Raw genomic sequence first — 23,969 nt, 5'->3', positions numbered from 1 at the left:
TTAGTACAAAAAAGAATGGCAAAAACAATAAAAACAGCTTCTTCAAACAAGAAAAATGAAACTATTGCGGAGACAAAAACTCCAATAAAACTTACCAAGCAGCACAAAATTGTTATTGGTTCTTTATTAGTTTTATTTTCTATAGCTCTATTGTTTGCGTTTGTTTCCTTTTTTATTTACGGACAGCAAGATCAAAGTGCCGTTGGCGAATTAACCGACCGATCTGAGATCGTAGAAAACTGGTTGGGTAAATTTGGCGCTTTTTTAGCCAATTTATTAATATACAAAGGCTTTGGCCTTGCTGCATTTGTATTTGTACGTTTATTTTTTCTTACCGGAATTTATATGGTGCTGGGCATTAGTGTACGAAAATTAAAAAACACTTGGTTTTGGGATTTATTCGTAATTATAATTTTGTCCATATTGTTTGGTTTTTTTGCAACATCAGCACCAGAATTAGGCGGAACAATAGGATATGAATTAAATTTATTTTTGCAAGATTACCTCGGTAAAACAGGAACTTTATTAACTTTAATCTTCGGATTAATAATTTACATTATTTTCAAAATAAAGTTATCACCAGAAAGCATACAATCCTTTTTTAGTGATACTAAAAAAGAAACAAACCCTACTGTTAATACTGAAATTTCAAATAATAAAAATACAGATTACAATTTAGAAGAGTTTGCTGTTGTTGATGAAGAAGACACTATTCACCTAAAAACTAATGGCACTCAATTTGAAATCAATAAAGAAGCGTTAAAGCCTACTATTAACAACTCGTCTGATATAAATAAAGATCCTATTGCAAAACCTCTTTCAATGGAAATTATGCCACCACCATTACCTGAAGTTATGGTTGGTGCAGGTGAATCATTTGTAATTGAAACCGCTCCAGAAGAAGATATAATTGAAGAGAATCTCGCATCAAGATTAGTGGCTGATTTTGGTTTATTTGACCCTACATTAGATTTATCAAATTATAAATTTCCAACCATTGATTTATTAAAAGAGTATTCAACTGGAGGAATTACAATAAACCAAGAAGAATTAGAAGAAAATAAAAACCGAATTGTAGATACACTTCGAAATTATAAAATTGAAATAGCTCAAATAAAAGCAACCGTAGGACCCTCAGTTACTTTATATGAAATCGTACCAGAAGCCGGAATACGTATTTCTAAAATTAAAAGTTTAGAGGACGATATTGCTTTATCACTTTCGGCATTAGGAATTCGTATCATCGCTCCTATTCCTGGAAAAGGAACGATAGGAATCGAGGTTCCTAATAAAAATCCAACGATGGTTTCTATGAAAAGTGTAATTGGCTCAGCTAAATTTCAGGAAGCTGAAATGGAATTACCAATCGCCCTTGGAAAAACAATTTCTAATGAAACATTTGTAGTTGATTTAGCTAAAATGCCTCACTTATTAATGGCTGGTGCAACTGGTCAAGGAAAATCAGTTGGATTAAATGCGGTTCTTACTTCACTTTTATACAAAAAACATCCAGCAGAAGTTAAATTTGTTTTAGTCGATCCTAAAAAAGTAGAATTGACTCTTTTTAATAAAATAGAAAGACATTATTTAGCGAAACTTCCAGACATGGATGACGCCATTATCACTGATAATGCAAAAGTGGTTAATACATTGAACTCACTTTGTGTAGAAATGGACAATCGCTACACTTTGTTAAAAGATGCAATGGTACGTAACATCAAAGAATACAATGATAAATTTAAAGCAAGAAAACTGAATCCTGAAAATGGACATCGCTTTCTTCCTTATATCGTGTTAGTCGTAGATGAATTTGCCGATTTGATTATGACTGCGGGTAAAGAAGTTGAAGTTCCTATTGCTCGTTTAGCACAACTAGCGCGTGCTATTGGAATTCACTTAATTATTGCAACACAAAGACCATCGGTAAACGTGATTACAGGTTTAATAAAAGCCAACTTCCCTGCTAGAATTGCTTTTAGAGTTACGTCAAAAATTGATTCAAGAACCATTCTTGACACACAAGGAGCAGATCAATTAATTGGTCGTGGAGATATGCTTTACACCAATGGAAATGATGTAGTTCGTGTGCAATGTGCTTTTATCGACACACCTGAGGTTGAAAAGATAACAGAATTCATTGGTTCACAAAAAGCATATGCAACTGCTTATTTACTTCCAGAGTTTATTGGAGAAGATAGTGGCATCAATCTTGATATGGATATATCCGACAGAGATACTTTATTTAGAGAAGCAGCAGAAATTATTGTTAATGCCCAACAAGGATCAGCCTCTTTATTACAAAGAAAACTAAAATTAGGCTACAATAGAGCGGGTAGATTAATTGACCAACTTGAAGCTGCAGGAATTGTTGGCCCATTTGAAGGAAGTAAAGCACGAAGCGTAAATATTCTAGATATGAGTTCTCTTGATCAATTTTTCAATAATGAACAAAATAAATAATACAATGAAAGTAACAAATCAAGATTTTATAAAAAATTTAGGCTCAAAAATTCTTCTTATAACCGCCTTATTCCTTATTGGATTTTCAGGGCAAGCACAAGATAAGAAAGCTAAAGAACTACTAGACCAAGTTGCAGCTAAGGTAAAAAGCTATGATAATATCACCATTGACTTTAAATATTCTTTAAATAATTCTAAAGAAAATATAAACCAAGATAGTAAAGGAAATGTAATTATGAAAGGCAATCAATATGTCTTAAATTTCATGGGCGTTACAAAAATATTTGATGGTAAAAAAACCTATACTATCGTACCAGAAGATGAAGAAGTGACTGTTTCGACAGTAAATGAAAAAGATGACAATGCAATAACACCATCAAAAATGTTGACTTTTTTCAATACGGGATACAAATACAATATGGACATATTGCAAAATGTAAAAGGAAGAAAAATTCAATACATTAAATTAGTTTCTACTAACCCAAAAGACCAGAGAAAAGAGGTGTTATTAGGTATTGATGTGCAGACCAAACACATTTACAATTTAATTGAAGTGGGTAAAAAAGGTACAAAAACAACATTAACGGTTAATTCTTTCAAAACCAATCAACCTTTGTCAAAAAATCAATTTACCTTTGCGGGAAGTAAATATCCAAATTACTACATTAACAAATTAGATTGATGCATTAAGTGAAAATTCTTGACAAATACTTATTAAAAACCTTTCTGACTACATTTGCTACGGTATTTGTAATCCTATTTTTCATATTTATACTTCAAACTGTTTGGTTATTTATATCGGAACTTGCGGGTAAAGATTTAGATTTCTTGATGGTTCTTAAATTTTTGGCTTTTTCGATGCCAAGGATTGTACCATTAGTGTTACCCCTATCTATATTGCTTGCTTCGATCATGACTTTCGGGAATTTAGCTGAAAATTATGAATTTGCTGCAATGAAATCATCTGGAATTTCGCTTCAAAGATCCATGCGAAGTTTAACTGTTTTTATAATCTTATTAAGCATTGTTGCTTTCTTTTTTGCTAATAATGTGATTCCTTTTGCTGAGTATAAATTTATTAATTTCAGGAAAAACATAGCGCAACTCAAGCCTGCATTAGCAATTGCAGAAGGACAATTTAATGATGTTGGTTTTTATAATATCAAAGTAAATAAAAAAAGTGGACCAGAGGGAAATACTCTCACGGGAATCACCATTCATAAAAAATCTCAAATAGGTGACGGCAGTAAAACCGTAATTAAAGCTAAAAATGGTAAATTGATAAGTAGTGAACAGTCTAGCATTCTACAATTGGTGCTTAATGACGGTTATTATTATGAAGATATTGTACCCAAAAAATATGAAGATCGCGATAAAATGCCTTTTGCGAAAAGTTCGTTCAAAAAACAAATTATAAACATTGATTTATCAGAATTAAATAAAGTAGATGTTGATAAGGAATCCGTATCCAATACCAACACTATGTTAAATATTAGTGAACTTAATTACACATTAGATTCATTAAATAAAAACATAAAAACTGATATTCTCTCTTTTGCTGAAAATAGCAATAGTAAAATTGAATTTCCCAAGAAAAATAAATTTATTGCGACACCTAAGAATAAGCCATTACCTAATGATATTTTATCATTATACACAAATGCTGAAAAAATAGAGGTTTTAAAAATGGCGAATAGCAATATAGCGAATAGCATTTATTCAATAGAAGCATCAAATGCAGAGTTTTTAAACAAACATAAAAACATTAACAATCACCTATTAGCACTTTACGATAAGTTTGTAATTGTTTTTGCTTGCTTTTTAATGTTTTTCATAGGAGCTCCACTAGGTGCAATTATTAGAAAAGGTGGATTAGGACTTCCTATTGTTTTTGCTATTTTGATATTTATAACTTTTCACTTTATAAATACTTTTGGAAAAAGATTAGCACAAGAGAACGGAATGACTCCATTTATGGGCGCATGGTTATCCTCTCTAATTCTGACTCCATTAGCTATTTTATTGACTTATAGAGCTACTAATGATATAGGTTTAATCAATATGGATGTTATATTAGCTCCATTCCAAAAACTACTAAAAAAACTATTCCCAACACAAAACTAATACCCGAAATGGACTTAAATAAAATACAACTCAACACAATTGAAGAAGCAATTGAAGACATTCGTCAAGGCAAAATAATAATTGTTGTTGATGATGAAGATCGTGAAAATGAAGGTGATTTTTTGGCTGCTGCCGAAAAGGTAACTCCTGAAATGATTAATTTCATGGCTACACACGGACGTGGTTTAATCTGTGCTCCTTTGACAGAAAGCCGTTGTAAAGAATTAGGTCTTCACGTAATGGTTACTAATAATACTGATCCAATGGAAACTGCTTTTACAGTTTCAGTAGATTTAAGAGGAAACGGTGTAACTACTGGAATATCTGCAGCTGACAGAGCAAAAACTGTTTTGTCATTGGTAAATACCGATACAAAACCACATGATTTGGCAAGACCTGGACATATTTTTCCTTTAATTGCAAAACAAGGTGGTGTTTTAAGACGTACAGGGCACACAGAAGCTGCTATTGATTTTGCACGCTTGGCGGGTTTTAAATCAGCAGGAGTAATTGTTGAAATTATGAATGAAGATGGAACTATGGCACGTTTGCCTCAATTGGTTGAAGTCGCTAAAAAGTTTGATTTAAAATTAGTTTCAATTGAAGCTTTGGTTGCCTATCGCATGCAACATGACAGTTTAATTATCAAAAAAGAAGATTTTGATATAGAAACGCGTTTTGGAGCTTTCCGTTTAAGAGCGTATCAGCAAACGACCAATAAACAAATTCATATTGCATTAACAAAAGGAACCTGGAATCTAGGAGAACCTATTTTAACACGCATTAATTCGTCTCAAGTAAATAATGATTTATTAGGAACCCTAACTAATAATGCCGACCAGCAGTTAGACGATATGTTCAAAATAATTAATGAGCAAGGCAAAGGAGCTGTTATTTTTATTAATCAAGATATGCAATCTGTAAATTTATTAAATCGTATCACTGAATTAAAAGAATTACAGACAAAGGGTGAAATGAAAGCACCAAAATTAAAAATCGATAATAAAGATTTTGGAATTGGAGCCCAAATTCTTCATGATATTGATATTTCAAAGATAAGATTGGTGTCTAATACGAAACAAGAAAAACGCGTTGGAATGATTGGTTATGGTCTTGAAATAACAGAATACGTTAGTTATTAAAAGTTTTTAGTTTCATTTCTGAAATTATTTTCAAAGCTAAAACAAAGGAAATGAAAGGTTTAAAAAATACTTTAAAAAACAGTTGAAATTTTTATTAAAATTGTTTTTGTAAACCGAAAAAGGTGCTTATATTTGCACTCGCAATCAGATAACGAAAGCGACATATTGGAGAAATGGCAGAGCGGTCGAATGCGGCAGTCTTGAAAACTGTTGACTGTAACAGGTCCGGGGGTTCGAATCCCTCTTTCTCCGCCACATAGAGTTTCAAAAGAAACTTTAAAAGTCAAAAGCCTTTAAATACTAGTATTTAAAGGCTTTTTTGTTTTTTGTCAAGTCTCAAAATACACATATACTATCAAAGGCTAGTGTCCCTATTAGTGACCCTTCTATTTTTCACTAAAAATAGGGACACTAAAATTCAAGTATTCCCCGGGAATTCCCTTTGAATACTAGATACTTTCAAAGTTTTTAAATCAATTTGATTATTAATTTAAAAACCTAAATTATGTTAAAAGTAATTTTTATCCTCAAGCCCGGTAAAGCAAACAAAAATGGTGAATCTCCTATTTTTGCGCGAATCTCCCACAATCAGCAATCTATTGATATGACCACCAGTAAACGTATCTCTAAAGAGAGATGGCAGTTTACCAACAACCTTAGGAATGTACTCAAAATTGAAAAAGAAAAAGTACTCAAACATGCCTTGGACATATTTGAGTTGAACCTCGAAAAAAAATTTAATGAGTTGACTAAAGTTGACCCAGAAATCTCTTTGACTCAACTTAAAAATGAGTTTACAGGGAAAACAAAAACTGAAGGGACAAGCATTTTACACCTGATAGAAACGCATAATAACTATTTTCAAAAAAAGGTCAATACAGACGAAAGATCTAAAGCATCTTTCCAAAAATATGAACGCTCCAAAGAACTACTGACCATCTTTATGAAAAAGCAATATGGAATTCAAGATATTTCATTAAATGAAATATCTAGCGCCTTCATTTATAATCTAGAATCTTTCCTTAAATATGAAAGTGTTTATAAAGGGCGGGTTGGCATTAAAAACAATTCGGTGGTAAAGTATATGAGAATGTATAAAACAGCCTGTTATTACTGCATAAGGATGGGTTTGATAGATAAAAATCCATTTATACTTTACGATGGTAAATTAAATATTAAGAATGCAGTATTCCTAACTCAACAAGAGTTAAACCGCATTGAAAATAAAATGTTCACGACGGAGCGTCTTGAGAGAGTAAAGGACACTTTCCTTTTTAGTTGCTACACAGGATATGCTCCTGTAGATGCATCAAAACTTACTTCAAATAATATATTCCAAGACAATAATGACGCACTTTGGATTATGACTAACAGAACAAAAACGGCAATCAGAGCAAACGTACCTGTACTCCCTCCCACTCTTAAAATTATCAGTAAATATAAAGACTTACAAATAGGATTAATTCCTCAAATATCAAATCAAAAAATGAATGCATACCTTAAGGAAATTGCGGATTTATGCGGAATTGATAAAAACCTGACCTGGTATGTCGCAAGACATACTTTTGCAACCACCGTAACTTTAGGTAATGGTGTTAGAATAGAAAATGTTTCTTCAATGATGGGGCATACAAATATTAAACAAACGCAACATTATGCTAAGGTTTTAGATGTAAACGTAATGGAAGACATGGAAAAACTGAAGGAAAAATACGTATAGTCTTTCATCACCATTCCTAATAGAGATATCTTTTAAAAAACCAGGTATTCTCAACAAAAAAGGATTCCCGCAGGAATCCTTTTTTGTTCTAATTATTCGTATCGCAAGAATCTCCAGTTCTTGATTTTATTTCTATTTTCAATGTCCATTCTTATTCAGTAATTTTTCTATTTTACTTGCCTCATACAAAAATATATCACCCATCTTAGTATACGGCAGAATTCCTGTTTGTCGATACTTAACAATAGTGTTACTTGAAAATCCAAAAACTTTTTTTAAATCTTCATTTCTATAATACTGTGGAAACTTGTTATTATTAGAAGATACAAGCTTAACTTCAATTTCATCTAATTTGGAATATAATGGTAGTAGTACTTTTTTTAAAATTATTATCATCTCTTCATGTCTCTTTTCTTCTTCTTCTTTTCCCATAACGTATACATTTTAATAGTCAATTAATTTTCTGAATCGTAAGAATGCAGCCCCTTAAATACATACTATGATTTAGTTAAATATTCCTTCTTTGATAGCAATATCATAATAATTTTTTCAAGGTAGCGCAATTGCTTCTCCCTATACGTATAACCTACACATTCCGAAAAATGCCTACTCGAATCTAAGATGCGATGCTGGAAACCGCCGTCTCCAAAGTATGTGAAATTTTTTTCAATGAAGTTTTGAAAAAGCCTTCTGTTCCTTTTCTTATCTACTGGATCAAAATATAATATTCCATCTTCCATCAAAATGTGAAACAAATAGACTAATTCACCTTTTTGCAGACTAGAACCACATTTAACAGTTTCAACACCTTCCGTAAGTAATATGTGATGACTTTTCACAAAGCCAATTCTAAATAGATAGTCCTCAACAATTCCTAGTCTTTCATGTAAATTCTTGACCATATATAGATCATCGCCTAAATTTTTTCTATTACACTTCATAATTCCATAGCATTGCGGAAGTACAAATCATTGTTCTTAATCTAAAATTATTTTGCACTTACTCGTTTAACATTTAGCTCCAAAACTTAAATTTAAAGCAATACAGCGTAAACAAAACTATATGTCATACAAAGTCACTTTTTGACCATTTTTGTCCAACCGTACTAAACAACTATAATTCAACGAATTAACTTTCACCTTCACATCAAGAATAATATATTTATTAAATAATTTATACAATTCACAATTTAGGTTGATCCTCAAAGCACATTTATAACTCCGCTACGCTCCATTATAAAAGAGCTTAATCGGATATCTGATAAAATAATCTTAAAAAATAATGGCATTATAATTCATTATTTCTTAAGATCCTTTTACCTGGCTTTCGAAGCCAGATATTATAATAAAATATTATCGAATTGAACTTTTAAAATTGATCCTCAAAGCACATTTATAATTCCGCTCCACTCCATTAAAAAAGAGCTTAGTCGGATGTCTGATAAAATAATCTTAAAAAATACTATTGATTATTTTTTAAGATCCTTTTACCTGGCTTTCATAGCCAGATATTTTAGGAAAGTAGAAAAAACTTAAAGTTTTGAAGTCATTCTTTATGGCTGATCTCTTTTTTCGAACACATTGAACCATTTGGAACAAACCTTTTCTAAACTTCCACTATTTTTTTATTCAAGTGCCAATATGCTTTTCTGTCCCATTTCAAGAGCAAAGGTATACTAGTGTTCTTAACGCAAAAAAAAGGTCAAGCCCTACGGGTTTATCAAAAAATCTCCATCCGCCGAGGCGGATAGTATTTATTTGATAAAACCTTGTTTTTGCTAAACACTAACCTTTTATGCTCGTGAAACGAAACAAAGCATACTCCGACTCTTTAAACGAATAAAAAAAATGTCAATTATGGAAAACAAAAGCTTTAGAAATGGAAACAGAGTGAAACGAAACAGCTCCTCCTCTCATTGCCGAATAAATTAATTAAAAAATTATAACTCTAAAAATTAGAAATTATGAACATCATCGGAAGACTGACAAGGGATGCGGAAGTACGCACAACGTCACAGGAAAAACAAGTAGTAAACTTTTCGATAGCTATCAATGACAGCTATCGCAACAAACAGGGCGAACGCATAGAGCAAACAAGCTATTTTGATTGCTCCTATTGGATAAGTCCAAATGTAGCGAAGATACTGACCAAAGGCGCTTTGGTAGAGCTTACAGGCAGAGTAAGCACTAGAGCGTGGACAGCGAAACACGGGGAACTAAGAGCAAGTTTAAATTTTCATACGGCTACTATTAAATTGCATGGAGGCGGTAAGAAAACAGACAATCTACTTGACATCTCAGATCAAGAAAAGAGGAAAGTTACAGAACATGAAACGGTCGATGACCTACCTTTTTAACACCTTTTATTTAATCATTTTTCAACCTTTTAAAATTTTAATATCATGGCACACAATTTAAATTTCAACGAAAGAACAGGACGTTATTCATTTTTTAGCGTACAAGAAAAAGCATGGCACGGTTTAGGGCAAATCGTAAAAGACTATCCCACAAGTTCGGAAGCTATCCAGCACGCTGGACTCGATTATGAGGTAATAAAAAGCCCTATTTTAACAAAAGTCTCAAGTTTTGTAAAAAATACAAACGCTACCGAAATCAGAGATAATGAGCTGGAAGTTCCTAATTATTTTGCTACTATCCGCAATGATAACAATACGGTGTTGGGCGTAGTAGGCAAAGATTATCATATCGTACAAAATCGAGAGGCCTTTAGTTTTTTTGATTCTATTGTAGGTGGTACAGAGGGAATCATGTACGAAACTGCAGGCGCATTGGGAAATGGGGAACGCATTTTCATTACTGCAAAACTACCTGATTATATTCGTGTGGGTACTGGTGATGATGTCACAGAAAAATACATTTTTTTAACCACTTCTCATGATGGTAGTGGAAGTATTACGGCAGCTTTTACACCTGTTAGAATTGTTTGCCAAAATACGCTTAACGCTTCGCTTCGAAATATGAGCAATGTAGTACGTATCCGCCATACTTCGGGAGCTAAACAACGTTTGGATAACGCTCACAAAGTAATGGGATTAGCAAACGAATTTAGTAATCAACTTGAGGGGATTTTTAATGAATGGGCAAAAGTAAGAGTAAATGACAACGAGGCAAAAAAATTGATACAACTAGCACTATGTCCCAATAAGGAAACCTTACAGCATATTAAAAACGGAAATGAGGACGAAATATCCACCGTTTTTAAAAACACTGTTGAAGATGCTTTTGCCTATGCTATGACAAGCGACTCACAACAAATGGAAACGACAAAAGGCACTTTGTTTGGAGCTTATAACGCAGTTACAGGCTACTACCAAAATGTACGTAGCTATAAGGATAATGAAGCCAAATTGCAATCTATCATTTTGGGCGGTACTGCACAGATAAAATCACAAAAAGCTTTTGAACTGTGTGCCTCATTTCAAAAAATAGGTACTGAAGTTTTCAACTTCAAATAAAAAAATTTTAAAATTAAAGGCGACTACTCACTAAAGCAGTCGCCTTTAATTATTTTTCTTATTTTTCAGAATAAAGTTTTTCTTTAAATCTTAAGGATTTTGGGACACAACCTTTTCCAGTTGCATTACCTCAGACTTTGGGTGCAAAAAGACACTCCCTTCCCATGGTCGGGAAAGTCTTTTTGCAGGAAGTGGTACAACCCTTTTAGTAAAACGGCAACAGCGTAGCTTCTCATTGCTCTTGCTATTTCACCAAAAAGGTCGCGTTTATTATATAGGATATTCATTATCCTATCTTTTTTACTGGACTTCTTTTCTTTCCACATAAGCGTCAAAAGAAAAGAAGCAAAAGAATGCCGCTTTTTTTTATTTTCTTTTAAACGTGTTTATACGATACCTCTTTTTGAATCATCTCTTTACTATCGTTACTTTCTCTTGAATAGCTCCACAAAAAAAGGAGTCCAAAAATAATCAGAATATAGGCTATCCATTTTCCTTAACGTTCCAGAAATAAAATAAAGACTGATTTTTTCATAACTTGAAAAACCTTCCACACCCAAAGGACTTCTTCTGTAAAATTTTCTTCTGTTAATCCAATAACGCATACCGAAACCACTTAGTAAAGCTAGAATACTTAAAACTAATGTTGAATACATAATGTGATTATTTTAATTTTCAATTTCTAAATTTAAGAAAAATTATTTTTTTAAAAAAAACTCAATCCATTGATTTAAAGCTAATTAAATAATAAATTATGTCGTTCTAAAAAAAACAGGCTCTGTCATTACGAGTGACACAGCCTGCTTTCCATTTTAATATTTTGAATTTTTGAAATGATTAGTTTTCAAACATCTTATTCAAAAGGATCTATTTCAGTCACGAGACTTGTTATTCGTTATTAGTTTTGCTTTGACTAAATCTGAATTTTTAAGTTTTAGTACCTGATGTCTATCTCCGTTTTTTTCGGAAATTTCTATTAGCAGTATTTTATCATTGCCAATAGTAAATTGGTCCAGCAGAAAAACATTTGGCTCTGCTGTTTTACCTTTAATTGCGCCCAGTGGCTTATAGGTTTTTAGTGCATGCAACATCCTTTCTTGTAAAACTGTGCGTTTAGCTAGCTTTTTGTCCACTACTTTAAAAGTAATGAAATCGATATTAAAGGAGACATGACTAAAGTTTGTAACTTGAGTATGGAAATAGAACTTACCCTCATCGATGTATAGTCCTTTCAATAAGAATTCGATACCAAAACTTCTAGCACCCTTATTTTTTACTATACGTTTGTCTTTTTTACATATCGTTTCCATTAAATCGCTCACCAATGAAGGCGAATTCTTTCCGAGTTCCTCAAAAAGAACATCATTTGTAGGTGATCTACTAATCCCTTTCTGCATTCCTAAAAGATTATAATTCAAATCCACAGCTAAAGGATTGTAACCCACATTGAAATTATAAAAATGGCCATCTTCGGTAATTACAGAAAAGTTGGTTTCCTCTTCAAAATTGCGCACTGAAGCTTTTACTCGTAATACATTTTCCGCATCTTCTGCTTTACTCGCAATCAAATAGTCACTTCCTAAATCTACGTATCGGATTACAGCAGGAAATAACAGATGTGAAGTTTTACTATAAGTTACCTCTATCCTGTACGGCTCTATTTCCTCTAAATTCATTTTTTGGGCATTATTAACAGTCACTTGCCCTTCTGATTCCGTACTGTATCCTAAAAATAAGACCAATCCTAATACTATATTTTTTATTGTTGTTTTCATATTTTACTTTATTAAATTTTACCAAACTGAACATTTAATTTTTTGAGACTAGAAACACTTGAAGCCCTGACTTCAACGTCACTTTTGGTGTTTTCATTTTTTTGGAAAAATAGCCTGAAATGCCTTGGACAAGACCACGGCTCAAATCGCCGGCTATCTGTTGCCCCGGGGAGCTTGAAATCATAATACTGCTTCCTGAGGTTTGCCCCATATTGGCAGCCATTTCTTTTACAGCGCTCATTTCTGGCGAATAGGGTACAAATAATCCTTGTTGTCCATCTAAACTATAAATGGTCAGATCAACTGCAATAATATTACCATCCAACTCAATCGAGGTAATCCTCATTTGCAGCCTTCCTTGATTAAATTTTGAATTTGCCGTCAATACTGTCCCTTGTGGAATAATACGATTTTGCATTTTGGCTGGCTCTAACAAACGTAAACGAACATTACTTTCCACTGATACCACTTGTGTGGTTTGGATGACTGCACGAACACTATTTTTGGGTTGTGACGCTTGTTCTATTTTGCCAACTGTAAAGAATCCACGATTGCGACTTTCGCTCCAACTGGCTATAAAGGTGCTATCAGGAAGATCTCTATGCAATGACGAAACCGCACTTTTACGAGCCGAAATAATTGAGACAAACGATTCCTTTTGGCTAGAAGGGCTAGCAATAGCTTCCTTTTTCTCCTTTGATTGTTCCTTTGATGCTGTATTCGTAGGCAAGTATTTTGCAGCCATCTGATAGGATTTTTCCATAAGTTCCAATTGGGTATCTACTGGATTCATAGGCGCTTCGTCTTTTCTAGCCATTTGTGCTTTTAATTCATCCAGTTGTTTCTGCAATTCCTGTGTCTCAGCAGTATCGTTTTCATAAAAAGTACCTAGTGTTTTTTGCGCATTGCGATAACTATTCAGCGAAGTATTGGTATTAGCTTCTTTTTCATTTTCAGGACCATCATCAACTGTTTCGTGGATGTTACCTTCACTCCAGTAATCAGAAAGCGAGCTTAGCGCATTTTGTTTTTGTTGATTTTTTTCGTCCATCAATTCTTGTTCATAGGCTTTTTGTTTATCATGTTGTAAACCGACAGTAGAAGCTTGAGGAACTGAATCATTAAGACCTATTCCTTCTTTCTTTTTTATGTCTTCCGATGGTTTAAAAATTAAATACATACAACCAAGAAATACTATACTCATCAACGTGAACAAGAGTGGCTTTTTAAATTTTTCTAATTTATTATCTGAAAGTTCTCGTACTGTATCTGTACTTTCATTTAAGTTACCATCTGTAACCAAAACCGTGTTTTTTTTGTTTTCACTTTCTTTCATGTCTTCTGTTTTTTATAATTAATAGCAATGAATCCCCCAACGATGTCGTGGATTCGTTCTTTTTGATAAGAGCGTTTTCAATACGATCCTCATCTAGCTTGCTACTGTTTTTTCCGGTTTCAAACCAAACGCTAAGGGTAACAACTACCGTAAGAATCAAATAACTGATAAAACAATACAGAATGTACTTGTACTGTTTTTTTAAAGGGAGCGCTCTCCAGCGTGCATCAATTTGTATTAACCATTGGTCAATATTTGTTCGAAGATTTTCCATCTTGGTTTATTTTAGCGTTCTATAATTTCTAAATCATTATTCTGCACTACAGTAAACTTTTCTATGTTGAAACCTTGCGGATTAGTATCTGAACGAACCGAATTCACAAGATAGCAGGAGGTAATAAGATTGCGTTTGGTTACATTACTAGAGCGAATGATGATTTGTTTAGCATAGGTTTTTACTGCATAAGGATAGGTTTCGAAGTTGCAAACCACACTATCTACTTCAAGTCGCTGTTGTACATTCCCTGAAATGATCCGATTGTAATATCCCTTTTCAGCTAAGTCTTTGTAATAATTAAAAGCGCTCTTGTCTGCTAGATTGAATGCTCTTTTCACATTGTTTTCTATAGCATCCTTGTCAGGTGCCAGCGTAAAAAAAAGCTCATGAAATCGGCGTACATGCTCCCGAGCTTCTACAGGACGATTGATTGAAGCATCTTGTGCCAGCGCTAGCATTAATGATTTTCCGTTATCCAACACATAAACTTTTTGACGCTGCAATTCTGCAAATCGATACGATTCCCATATTGCATATCCTGCTACGCCAACACAGAGTACTACAAATATTATGGCATACAGTCTGATTTGCTTAAAGCTATTTTCGATATTTCTTAATGTTTTAAATTCCATTTTCTTCAATTTTAAATTGTTACTGCATTAATCTACCTCCAATATTTCCCGCAACTGCTCCTGTACCAGCACCTACCATATTTCCAGTTTTGGTGGTAGTTTGGTTTAGGTTCCGCATAAAGTTACCTGCTCCCCCAGCCTGAATAATCCAACCGGTTACTGTTGGAATTGTGAAGTAGCCAATGATTCCAATAATCATAAAGATGATGTACACCGTACTGGATGAATCTGGAATAAAACTGGGATCGGATAAACTGTCGATATCCTTTTGAAGTATTAGTGATTGGATCTTGGACAACATCGCGCTAAAAAGATCAGAAACTGGCAGCCAGAGGTACACACTAATGTATCGGGTAAACCATTGCGTCAGCGTGGACTGAAACCCATCCCAGACCGAAATAGCAAAAGCTATAGGTCCTAAAATTGATAACACAATTAAAAAAAAAGTTCGAATCGTGTCAATGACTAGTGCGGCAGCTTGAAAAAGCACTTCCAAAAACTCTCGAAAACTATCCCGAATCATTTTCTTTACCCCGTACATTTCTCTTTCGATATACATACCCGATATGGTTGCTAAATCAGCAGGAGACCAACCTATTTCATCCAATTTTTTATCAAATTCTTCATCAGATGCTAAATAAGCTGTCTCTGGATTTCGAAGCATTGCCTCTCTCTCCAATAGGTCTTTTTGCTGTTGCAAAGCATTCAAATCCAGCACTTGGTTTTCTAATATACTGTGTGTTCCTTTTACAATTGGACTAAGCACGCCGTTGAGCGTTCCTAAAACAATCGTTGGAAAAAACATAATACAGAGGCCTAATGCAAATGGCCTAAGTAGCGGATATACGTCTATCGGTTCTGCACTACTGAGTGCCTGCCACACTTTTAACGCTACATAAAACAAAGCTCCCAATCCAGCTAAACCTTTAGCTACTGCTGCCATATTTGCTGATAGTGGCAGCATCTCGTCATAGAGCGATCGTAGTACTTGGTGTAGATTACTAAATTCCATGGTTACCAGTATTTTTGGTTAGCATTTCCGTAAAGCTCCAAAACTCTTTTACTACTGTTTGCTTTCTTTGCTCGCAGATAACTAACAGAAATATTTTTATTGGTAAAATAACGAACCAAATTGTGGTACTCTTTTACTTTAATATACACACTATCAATAATATCCATTCGCTCCTTATCCGTAAGCGACAAGCTGGAAGTACTTACAATTTGCTTTAACTCTTTCAGAAGTTCGGTACTTTCATTCAGTAAGACGGAATACCCATTAGCAATAGCCGTTAATTCTTGTTCATTGAAATTAGTATCGTTCAACATTTTTCCAAAATTCTTTACATACATCTCAGAAACATCACCAACAAGTAATACAGTCTGTTGTACCTTTCGAGCATCCTTCACAAGGTTGTTTACTGCCTTTAGCTTATCATAGTATTCTTTTCCTTGATTATAGACTTTTTGGACCTCCTTAAAGTTGTTAATCATGTTAGTCGCAGTGCTCGAAGTCTGTATGATCTGTCTCGCTGAATTGACAATTCCTTGAGCCAAATTCGTAGGATCTGTTACCACCCATTGTGCTTTAGCAGTAGGTATCACAGTAAATAAAATTGCCATGCATACCATAATTTTTAAATTTTTCATTTTTACTCTTTTTTAAAATGTTTACTATTTGTTTTCTTTTTCTCTTTTCTCAAGAGCTAACCTTTTAATGGCTTGCTCTACATTTCCATCCAGTTCTGCCGCAAGACGTATCACTTCTAACTTTTCGGTTTCTTCTGTTGTATAGGCTAAATATTCTTCAAGACTCACTTCTGTGGCATATACTGCAGAATGCGTTCCTCCTAACCCAATCCAAACTTCTTTGTATAACCTATTGGGATCATTGTTCATATTGATCGAAAGTACCTGCGCTTTTTCTTTTTCAGTAAGACCAAGCATGGCTTGGATATCATCAAATTTGTTCATGTATTTACGTTGGTCAAGGAGTATTTTACAATCTGAATTATTGATAATACTTTCTTTGACAATAGGTGATTGAATAATATCATCTACTTCTTGAGTTACCACTATCGCTTCTCCAAAAAACTTCCGTACCGTTTTAAAAAGGTATTTTATGTATTCCGCCATTCCTTCTTTGGCGATCGCTTTCCAAGCTTCTTCAATCAGGATTAGCTTTCGTATTCCCTTCAGGCGACGCATCTTATTGATGAAAACCTCCATGATAATAATAGTCACAATTGGAAAAAGAATTTTGTGATCCTTGATGGCATCAATTTCGAAAACAATAAATCGCTTACTAAGTAAGTCAAGTTGCTTCTCTGAGTTTAGCAGATAATCATATTCTCCGCCCTTGTAATAGGGTTCTAATACATTTAAGAAGTTGTCAATATCAAAGTCTTTTTCTCGTACCTTTTTATCTTCCAATACCTTTCTATAGTCCCCTTGTACAAATTCATAAAACCCATTGAAAGACGGAAAATCGTCATGCTGCTTGATGCGTTCAATATAACCACTCACAGCATTAGACAATGCGACTTCTTCCGAACGAGTTGGTGGTTCATCATCCCGTTTCCATAAAGTCAATATCAAAGTTTTGACACTTTCTCTTTTCTCAATATCGAATACGCCATCATCGGTGTAGAAAGGATTAAAGGCAATTGGATTGTCTTCGGTATAAGTGAAATAAACCCCATCTTCTCCTTTGGTTTTTCCTTTGATGAGTTCGCACAAACCTTGATACGAATTTCCAGTATCTACTAGCAATACATGCGCACCTTGCTCGTAATATTGTCTGACCATGTGATTGGTGAAAAATGACTTTCCAGAGCCTGAAGGCCCCAAAATAAACTTATTCCTATTCGTGATAATACCCTTTTTCATTGGCAAATCAGAAATATCCAAGTGAATCGGTTTTCCTGTAAGTCGGTCAGCCATTTTAATTCCGAAAGGAGACGGTGAACTTTTATAATTGGTTTCCTCCGTAAAAAAACACAACGCAGGTTCGATGAAAGTGTAAAAACTTTCTTCACTCGGAAAATCCCCTGCATTCCCTGGCATTCCTGCCCAATAAAGCGTCGCAACATCGGTAGTGTTGTGCCTTGGTTTGCATTCCATCAACGCCAAAGCGCTACCTGTATCGTTCTTTAACTGTTTTAGTTCTGCTGGGTTATCAGACCAAGCCATCACATTGAAATGCGCTCGAATAGAAGCATGTCCGAAAGAGTGTGCTTCGTTCAAATAACGTTCTATCCATTCTTTATTGATTTGGTTGGCTCTGCTATACCGTGCCAAAGAGTGCATATTTCTTGCTGATTTCTCAAACTTCCTAAGGTTGTCCTCACTGTTATCCAAAAAAAGGTACTGGTTGTAGATGTGATTACAGCTCAACAGCAATCCAACAGGTGCCGCAAAAGACAAGAGGCAATCACTTCTATCGGTGGACAATTTTTCGTAACGGGTTTCTGCGGATACGGAACTAGGCAAATCATCGGTGTCTGACAAAGTATGCAAACAAAGTCTTTTGTTTCCAATACGAACTTCTTCCGCTCCTAAAGCAATATCCTGCATGGGTGTTCCCTCCTCTCTTGAAAGGCTTAGGTATTGTTCCAATAATCCTTGTTTGTCATTTGTTCCAATGATGTCTTCCTCGCTTAATCGTTCCAATTTTATAAAACCTGAATCATTCACGATGCGTTCAAATTGCGATACCGATTCCATAAAACGATGGATTGTTTCTTTATCTCTTATTTCTTTTGGGATAAGTACTCCTTTGCAAAGCGAAGAGAAATTACTCTGCATTCGCATACGCTCTTTGGAAGTTTTTGTTAAAAACAGATAACAATAATGATTGAGAAATGGACGCTCATTAAAATGTTGCTGGTACGATTTTGCCAAAAAACTTAAATCTTCTTTTGCAATATCAGGAGCATAATTTTCTTTAATGTACCAATCCTGTTTGTGTACCACAGTATAGTCAGGCAATGTCTTGATCGCCTTGTGCCACGCCGAATGAATGGCTTCATATTCCGCAGAGGCTACAGTGAAAAGTTCTGGAAGCTGTACTCGAAAACAAGCTGTGATATCAGCATCTTTTGAGATGATACAATTGTTTTCGACTGCTAACAACGGAAACTTAGATTCCAATGTAGTCGCTTTTGATTTATTTCTCATAGCTTTTACAATTTGGAGTTGAACTTAAAATAACGATGCACTGGCTTTCGACAAATGATGTATCGTGGATGTCGTTTATTGGCTCCCACTTTCATCAACCCATGTTCGCCGTACTTTTTGTTTAGTGAAAAAATTTGCCACACTAGCAGTGATCCCCCACCAATTCCGATAAACAGACACAGATAAGAATTGACTCCAGTCATGTACAAGATCATTATCAGGATAAGCATCCCGAGTAGACCACCTGCAAATAGGAATAAGTATTGTGCTTTAAGTCCTTTAAACTCAACTGTTCTTCCTATTCCCTTATTTATATTGTAAATATTCATAAGACAATAATTAAAGGAAGAAAGAACGTAAAACAGTTGCCGCTACGATAAGAAATATACAAGCACCAAACCAACTGGCTGCAGTCTTACTTGTATCAGGATCACCGCTACTAAACTTGTTGTACACCTTTACCCCGCCAATGAGCCCTACTACTGCTCCAATAGCGTAAATGAGTTTTGTCGCAGGATCAAAATAAGAGGTTACCATTTGTGTAGCCTCAGTGATTCCCGCTGTACCGTTTCCTTGTGCTACTGCACCAATTGTTGATAGTACAGAAGCTACCAACACTAGTTTTTTTCTTTGATTTTTCATGATTTTAATAAATTAAATTGTTCTCTATTCCTGCACTTTGCAGGAGTACTAAACAAATATCATGTGGAGACAGTTGCAGTTTAATATGTTGTCGTTAAGTGGAGTTGTTTGGCAGAAGAAGACTTGACAACTTAGTTTGTGATAATAAAAAACACTAAATTTGAGTAATCAAAAATGTTATATTGTAAATCGCAATATGCAATACAGCATGATGAAAAATTGCTAATTAGAGAAGAACGATTTCAAATATTGATGAAGAAAATAGAACAAGTAATAAAATAGGAGTTTCTACTATTGACATGCATACAATCTCAAAAGACTTCTGTACAAATGTGTTATTAAATTGGTAATCAGTGTAATTGTCTGGCTAAAAACAGAAATTAAAACAAAGAAATATATTACATTAGCTTTTTTATTAATATGCTTCTAAATTGAGTCAAAAAAACAATTAAACCTTATTAAAAATAATACAAAAATTAAAATATGGGAGGTAATGCAGGAATAAGAGGTTATCTGATACAAACAATTATCTGTATTTTAGACGCATTGGATTCAGACAATAAGTGGTCTGAAGTAACCTTAGAGCCATTGGATGAATCCGAAAAAGTTGATATTAGGTGGGTTTATTCAGATAAAGTGAAAGTTTGTCAAGTAAAATCCTCTCAAAATATAATCAGGCTCACTGATGCTAAAAAATGGAGTAATGAATTAATTACCAACTCTCCAAATATTGAAGAGTATGAATTGATTGTTGTTGGGCATCCAGAAGAAAAACTCCTCAAAAGTGATTCAATTGGAAAGGTAAAAATATCAAAAGTACAATCCTTAAATACTGATAATCTTATCGATATTGCTTCAACAAAAATTGATGCTTACTATGAAAAACACGGCAGGACGAAGATGTCTTCTAAAGTTAGAGAAATTCTCGTTAAGACACTTGCTATGCACTTTGGAACAAATTCAATTACGGGTAAAGAAGTCACTAGAGAAGATTTTGACAAACAACTATTAGATTGGATTTCTGCTATTGAAAGACAAATAGAAACCAATCCGTTTGCGGTATTGGCGAGTCCCGCTGCTAATGAAAGTAAACCTTTTAACATTAGAATTGTGGAGAAAATTTTAGAATTGATAGGATGGACAAATTTCAATGAAAACATTGCCTTAAAAATCTATAATGATAAAACTGAAGAGGAGGATGAATTTAAAGTCGACTTTTTTGGAGATTTTGAAAGTAAGCTAAAATCTAACACAGATGATGCCATTTTAGTAACATCAATTCATGATTTAACCTACCCTTTATCATCAAAAAAGGAAATTCAGCGTTACCACTATAGCTCTGAAAAAATTTTTGATGATTTGCAATTAAAAAATAAAATACGACTTAAAAGAAATTCTTCAACAGAATATCATAATATTCTTTTTTGGCTCACAACAGAAAATTCAGAGGTAAATCAAGATTTTATTCATCATGCAAAAGACAACTATAGAAAAGACTGGCTAAATGAAGAAATGTACTATTATCTTGTAGATAATAATAAAGCTGTATTTTTAATAAGTTCCATTGTAACTGCTAAAAATTATCGCGAAGATCTTACAGTAAAGTTTTTATATCCAATAACTGAAGCTAATCAAAGCCCTGGGCAAATAGGTAAAAGAGGTACAAAGTTGCCTGCTCAATTCATTAATAGCTCAATACTCCCAATAATTAAGGAAAGTAGCAACAAGATAAGTATCCTTATTTTCTGCTCTGACTCTTTTTCGGAGGATTCATTGAAAAAACTCATTTGGTTGACAATTAGGCTTACAAGTGGTTTGGGAAATGAGTATCTTCTATATTTTTCAGATTATAATGAAATAGAAAACAAGAACATCGTAGCCGAGGTTATACGCTCTTTTGATGACGAAATTTTGGAAGATAAAATTCAGGTACAAAAATATGACCGGATAGATGCTGAGGCATTGGACGGAGTTTTGGCAACATCAAATTCTCTTGTAAAAAACGAAAACTTTGACGAGCTAAAGACTCAAACTCAACTGAAATCAAAGCACTTAAACGAAGCCTTTGTAAACATACTCCCATACGGAGATATTATTAAGCCTTTTCTAAAAACTGATGCAATCACGGCCAACGATATGAAAATTTTCCTTGCAAAAAAAGGGATTTTTGTAAAAAGTGCTGATCGAAGTAAACTGATTAGTTTAATGTCAGTCCTTTTGTTTAGTCCTAAAGAGCTGGAAGATTTTAAGACCCTTATAGATGTAAAAGATAGACCCGTTAATACAATTAACGAGATATTTCAAATAAAACAAAATGAAAGTCTAGAAAGTGTATTTAAGCGAATACGTCCAAATTTTGATAATGTAACAGAGAATCTAAACACGAAACTGCTAGATACACCAGTTTTTAAACCAAACCCGTCTAATCCTAATGAATACATACTTGATGTGCGTACAGAAAGAAAAGATCCTACCAGCCAAGTATCAGTAAATACTTTATGGGGAAGAATTGAAATTATTTGTACAAAAGAAAATGATACTCTGGTAGTAAATCGAGTAAATACGGTGTCTCGTGAAGATAAGGTTATCGCTAAAAGGGTAATGAAAAGTGTTGAAAGTGAATTTAAACAAGCTGATTTTATTAAAGATGAAACTATTAAAATTATGTTCAAGAGTTTTAAAGACAATATTGACCGTGTCAATTTTTTACTAAGCTTTACAAATATTACTTCATCTACAATATTTAAAGAGCCCGAAATTAAATCAATCAAATTCAAATTTGATGATGTTGAAGATATACCTGAAGCATTTAAAGATAAAAAAGATAAAGATTTGATTACTTATTTTTCAGGTAGAAACTTGTCGGGAATTAATGAGATTTCGGAAGATGATTTCAAGAAAGTTCTTTTATTAGAGGAAATTTATATTACTTACAAATATGACCATTACAATTTAAAAAATGGCTTTTATAGTGTGAAATATAATTTCTCAGACGCTCTAAAAAATAAACCTGAAAAAGATGGAGTATTCAAATCGGAACCTAATTTATACATGTCATTACAAGTAAAAAAACTAGCAAACATAGACCTTTTTAAGAGGGAACTTTCAAAAGAAATTGAAAGAATAAAATTGGAAAAACTTAAACAATTCAATATTATAGAATAATGATCGATTTTACAGGAGTTAAATTACAAAGTATAGTTACTCATTTTGTTGGAAACAAATTGAGAGACGAAAGAATAAAAGTTTCATCAGGAGAAGTAAACATAGTTGAGGGAGATACAGAAAAATATTTATTAAAGTATTTTCTTTCGTCTTTTCAAGATAATGAAAAATTTAATTTCAGTAATCCTACTGAACTGTCATTAAATGCAGTTTATACATTAATTAGCAGGATATTTTCCAACACTGATTCCTTTTATGATAATACTGTTGAAATATCAAAACATCTATACGAAAGTTCTACTCATCCAAAAGTTAATGCAGGAGAATTTACAATTTGTTTATTTGAAAATATTTTTTTGGATGGTATAGAGACTACAGCAATTGGGTTATTTAAAACAGAAGTAAAAGACGTGTTTCTAAAATTTGATCCCACAAAGGATAATTACACCATCAAATATGAAAATGGTGTAAATATTGGAAAACTTGATAAAGGTTGTATTATATTCGATGTAAAAGTTGAAAGTGGATACACAGTTTGTATCGTTGACTCTAATAAATCAAACGACACACAATATTGGAAAGATGATTTTCTGAGCATTCGACCAAGTGCGGATAATTACCATTTTACAAAAAATTTCCTATCTATTACAAAAGACTTTGTTACAAAACATCTTTCTGAAGAATTTGAAGTAAGTAAAGCGGATAAAATAGATTTACTAAATCGTTCGGTTGATTACTTTAAAAATAACGAGAAATTCGACAAACAAGAATTTGAGAAAAAAGTCTTTGAAGATGATAGTTTGATTGCATCCTTTCAAAATTTTGATAAAACTTTTAGGAAAGATAATGAAATTGCTCCTTCTGAAAACTTTGAAATCTCAGATAAAGCAGTTAAGAAGCAAGCTCGTGTTTTTAAGAGTGTATTAAAATTGGATAAAAATTTCCACATCTATATTCATGGGGATAAAAAGCTTATTGAAAATGGAACAGATGAAACTGGAAGAAAATTTTATAAAATTTATTACGAAGAAGAAAAGTAAAAAAT

At 33.5% G+C, this 23,969-nt stretch carries 21 protein-coding genes and 1 tRNA gene; 10 read left to right on the top strand and 12 right to left on the bottom strand.

Features of this window, described 5'->3' with window-relative positions:
- Positions 1–15: 15 nt before the first annotated feature.
- From J3S90_RS09805 to J3S90_RS09780, 6 genes are all read left to right on the top strand, one after another.
- Positions 16–2,460 carry a DNA translocase FtsK gene (locus J3S90_RS09805; RefSeq protein WP_210646052.1) on the top strand — a complete coding sequence of 815 codons (2,445 nt, stop codon included), beginning with the start codon at positions 16–18 and terminating at the stop codon, positions 2,458–2,460.
- Positions 2,461–2,464: 4 nt separating this feature from the next.
- Positions 2,465–3,142: a LolA family protein gene (locus J3S90_RS09800; RefSeq protein ID WP_188050878.1), complete on the top strand. Its 678-nt coding sequence runs from the start codon at positions 2,465–2,467 to the stop codon at positions 3,140–3,142.
- 8 nt (positions 3,143–3,150) lie between these two features.
- The gene (locus tag J3S90_RS09795; RefSeq protein WP_188050758.1) at positions 3,151–4,584 is read left to right on the top strand and encodes an LptF/LptG family permease; all 1,434 of its coding nucleotides are present in this window, start codon (positions 3,151–3,153) and stop codon (positions 4,582–4,584) included.
- Positions 4,585–4,592: 8 nt separating this feature from the next.
- A complete protein-coding gene (ribB, locus tag J3S90_RS09790; RefSeq protein ID WP_210646051.1) occupies positions 4,593–5,726 on the top strand; it encodes a 3,4-dihydroxy-2-butanone-4-phosphate synthase in 1,134 nt (377 codons plus the stop codon).
- Between the two features lie 167 nt (positions 5,727–5,893).
- Positions 5,894–5,981, top strand: a tRNA-Ser gene (locus tag J3S90_RS09785).
- Between the two features lie 250 nt (positions 5,982–6,231).
- On the top strand, positions 6,232–7,446 hold the full coding sequence (locus J3S90_RS09780) for a site-specific integrase (protein ID WP_210646050.1): 1,215 nt from the start codon (positions 6,232–6,234) through the stop codon (positions 7,444–7,446).
- A 138-nt stretch (positions 7,447–7,584) separates the two neighbouring features.
- On the opposite strand, the gene J3S90_RS09775 is transcribed toward J3S90_RS09780, so the two are convergent.
- Positions 7,585–7,878: a helix-turn-helix domain-containing protein gene (locus J3S90_RS09775; protein WP_236023924.1), complete on the bottom strand. Its 294-nt coding sequence runs from the start codon at positions 7,876–7,878 to the stop codon at positions 7,585–7,587.
- A 65-nt stretch (positions 7,879–7,943) separates the two neighbouring features.
- Entirely contained in the window at positions 7,944–8,285 is a 342-nt protein-coding gene (locus J3S90_RS09770) for a hypothetical protein (protein ID WP_210646049.1), read from the bottom strand.
- A 1,124-nt stretch (positions 8,286–9,409) separates the two neighbouring features.
- Here J3S90_RS09770 and J3S90_RS09765 point away from each other — a divergent pair.
- Both J3S90_RS09765 and J3S90_RS09760 read left to right on the top strand, forming a co-directional pair.
- Entirely contained in the window at positions 9,410–9,802 is a 393-nt protein-coding gene (locus tag J3S90_RS09765; RefSeq protein ID WP_210646048.1) for a single-stranded DNA-binding protein, read from the top strand.
- A gap of 45 nt (positions 9,803–9,847) precedes the next feature.
- Complete coding sequence (locus tag J3S90_RS09760) at positions 9,848–10,921, top strand: DUF932 domain-containing protein (RefSeq protein ID WP_210646047.1); 1,074 nt, start codon at positions 9,848–9,850, stop codon at positions 10,919–10,921.
- Positions 10,922–11,346: 425 nt separating this feature from the next.
- On the opposite strand, the gene J3S90_RS09755 is transcribed toward J3S90_RS09760, so the two are convergent.
- The 10 genes from J3S90_RS09755 to J3S90_RS09710 all read right to left on the bottom strand — a co-directional run bounded on the left by J3S90_RS09755 (position 11,347) and on the right by J3S90_RS09710 (position 19,759).
- Entirely contained in the window at positions 11,347–11,577 is a 231-nt protein-coding gene (locus J3S90_RS09755; protein ID WP_394369412.1) for a hypothetical protein, read from the bottom strand.
- Positions 11,578–11,793: 216 nt separating this feature from the next.
- Positions 11,794–12,696, bottom strand: a complete 903-nt coding sequence (gene traN / locus J3S90_RS09750; protein ID WP_210646046.1) for a conjugative transposon protein TraN — start codon at positions 12,694–12,696, stop codon at positions 11,794–11,796.
- Between the two features lie 34 nt (positions 12,697–12,730).
- Entirely contained in the window at positions 12,731–14,032 is a 1,302-nt protein-coding gene (traM, locus tag J3S90_RS09745) for a conjugative transposon protein TraM (RefSeq protein WP_210646045.1), read from the bottom strand.
- Positions 14,019–14,306: a nitrogen regulatory IIA protein gene (locus tag J3S90_RS09740; RefSeq protein WP_210646044.1), complete on the bottom strand. Its 288-nt coding sequence runs from the start codon at positions 14,304–14,306 to the stop codon at positions 14,019–14,021. The genes traM and J3S90_RS09740 overlap by 14 nt, the downstream gene beginning before the upstream one ends.
- Before the next feature lie 11 nt (positions 14,307–14,317).
- A complete protein-coding gene (gene traK, locus J3S90_RS09735; protein ID WP_210646043.1) occupies positions 14,318–14,941 on the bottom strand; it encodes a conjugative transposon protein TraK in 624 nt (207 codons plus the stop codon).
- 19 nt (positions 14,942–14,960) lie between these two features.
- Positions 14,961–15,953: a conjugative transposon protein TraJ gene (gene traJ, locus J3S90_RS09730; protein WP_210646042.1), complete on the bottom strand. Its 993-nt coding sequence runs from the start codon at positions 15,951–15,953 to the stop codon at positions 14,961–14,963.
- A 2-nt stretch (positions 15,954–15,955) separates the two neighbouring features.
- Positions 15,956–16,588: a DUF4141 domain-containing protein gene (locus tag J3S90_RS09725; RefSeq protein WP_210646041.1), complete on the bottom strand. Its 633-nt coding sequence runs from the start codon at positions 16,586–16,588 to the stop codon at positions 15,956–15,958.
- Positions 16,589–16,612: 24 nt separating this feature from the next.
- Entirely contained in the window at positions 16,613–19,117 is a 2,505-nt protein-coding gene (locus tag J3S90_RS09720) for a TraG family conjugative transposon ATPase (protein WP_210646040.1), read from the bottom strand.
- A gap of 5 nt (positions 19,118–19,122) precedes the next feature.
- Entirely contained in the window at positions 19,123–19,446 is a 324-nt protein-coding gene (locus J3S90_RS09715) for a DUF4133 domain-containing protein (protein WP_210646039.1), read from the bottom strand.
- Positions 19,447–19,456: 10 nt separating this feature from the next.
- Complete coding sequence (locus J3S90_RS09710; protein WP_210646038.1) at positions 19,457–19,759, bottom strand: DUF4134 domain-containing protein; 303 nt, start codon at positions 19,757–19,759, stop codon at positions 19,457–19,459.
- Between the two features lie 483 nt (positions 19,760–20,242).
- On the opposite strand from J3S90_RS09710, the gene J3S90_RS09705 reads away from it, so the two are divergent.
- Positions 20,243–22,924, top strand: coding sequence for a hypothetical protein (locus J3S90_RS09705; RefSeq protein WP_210646037.1), 2,682 nt, complete (start codon positions 20,243–20,245; stop codon positions 22,922–22,924).
- Positions 22,924–23,964, top strand: a complete 1,041-nt coding sequence (locus tag J3S90_RS09700) for a nucleoid-associated protein (protein ID WP_210646036.1) — start codon at positions 22,924–22,926, stop codon at positions 23,962–23,964. The genes J3S90_RS09705 and J3S90_RS09700 overlap by 1 nt, the downstream gene beginning before the upstream one ends.
- The last annotated feature ends 5 nt before the right edge of the window (positions 23,965–23,969 follow it).

The sequence above is a fragment of the Flavobacterium flabelliforme genome (genome assembly GCF_017948675.1).
Classification (GTDB): domain Bacteria; phylum Bacteroidota; class Bacteroidia; order Flavobacteriales; family Flavobacteriaceae; genus Flavobacterium; species Flavobacterium pygoscelis.
Note: the sequence above shows the minus strand (reverse complement) of the source record. Positions and strands in the feature narration are given on the sequence as shown.

Coding starts and splice junctions, on each gene's coding strand:
- ribB (WP_210646051.1), top strand. CDS start 4,593: ATGGACTTAAATAAAATACAACTCAACACAATTGAAGAAGCAATTGAA.
- J3S90_RS09715 (WP_210646039.1), bottom strand. CDS start 19,446: ATGAATATTTACAATATAAATAAGGGAATAGGAAGAACAGTTGAGTTT.
- J3S90_RS09775 (WP_236023924.1), bottom strand. CDS start 7,878: ATGGGAAAAGAAGAAGAAGAAAAGAGACATGAAGAGATGATAATAATT.
- J3S90_RS09800 (WP_188050878.1), top strand. CDS start 2,465: ATGAAAGTAACAAATCAAGATTTTATAAAAAATTTAGGCTCAAAAATT.
- J3S90_RS09740 (WP_210646044.1), bottom strand. CDS start 14,306: ATGGAAAATCTTCGAACAAATATTGACCAATGGTTAATACAAATTGAT.
- J3S90_RS09700 (WP_210646036.1), top strand. CDS start 22,924: ATGATCGATTTTACAGGAGTTAAATTACAAAGTATAGTTACTCATTTT.
- J3S90_RS09705 (WP_210646037.1), top strand. CDS start 20,243: ATGGGAGGTAATGCAGGAATAAGAGGTTATCTGATACAAACAATTATC.
- J3S90_RS09720 (WP_210646040.1), bottom strand. CDS start 19,117: ATGAGAAATAAATCAAAAGCGACTACATTGGAATCTAAGTTTCCGTTG.
- J3S90_RS09710 (WP_210646038.1), bottom strand. CDS start 19,759: ATGAAAAATCAAAGAAAAAAACTAGTGTTGGTAGCTTCTGTACTATCA.
- traM (WP_210646045.1), bottom strand. CDS start 14,032: ATGAAAGAAAGTGAAAACAAAAAAAACACGGTTTTGGTTACAGATGGT.
- traJ (WP_210646042.1), bottom strand. CDS start 15,953: ATGGAATTTAGTAATCTACACCAAGTACTACGATCGCTCTATGACGAG.
- J3S90_RS09765 (WP_210646048.1), top strand. CDS start 9,410: ATGAACATCATCGGAAGACTGACAAGGGATGCGGAAGTACGCACAACG.
- J3S90_RS09725 (WP_210646041.1), bottom strand. CDS start 16,588: ATGAAAAATTTAAAAATTATGGTATGCATGGCAATTTTATTTACTGTG.
- traK (WP_210646043.1), bottom strand. CDS start 14,941: ATGGAATTTAAAACATTAAGAAATATCGAAAATAGCTTTAAGCAAATC.
- J3S90_RS09760 (WP_210646047.1), top strand. CDS start 9,848: ATGGCACACAATTTAAATTTCAACGAAAGAACAGGACGTTATTCATTT.
- J3S90_RS09805 (WP_210646052.1), top strand. CDS start 16: ATGGCAAAAACAATAAAAACAGCTTCTTCAAACAAGAAAAATGAAACT.
- J3S90_RS09755 (WP_394369412.1), bottom strand. CDS start 11,577: ATGTATTCAACATTAGTTTTAAGTATTCTAGCTTTACTAAGTGGTTTC.
- traN (WP_210646046.1), bottom strand. CDS start 12,696: ATGAAAACAACAATAAAAAATATAGTATTAGGATTGGTCTTATTTTTA.
- J3S90_RS09780 (WP_210646050.1), top strand. CDS start 6,232: ATGTTAAAAGTAATTTTTATCCTCAAGCCCGGTAAAGCAAACAAAAAT.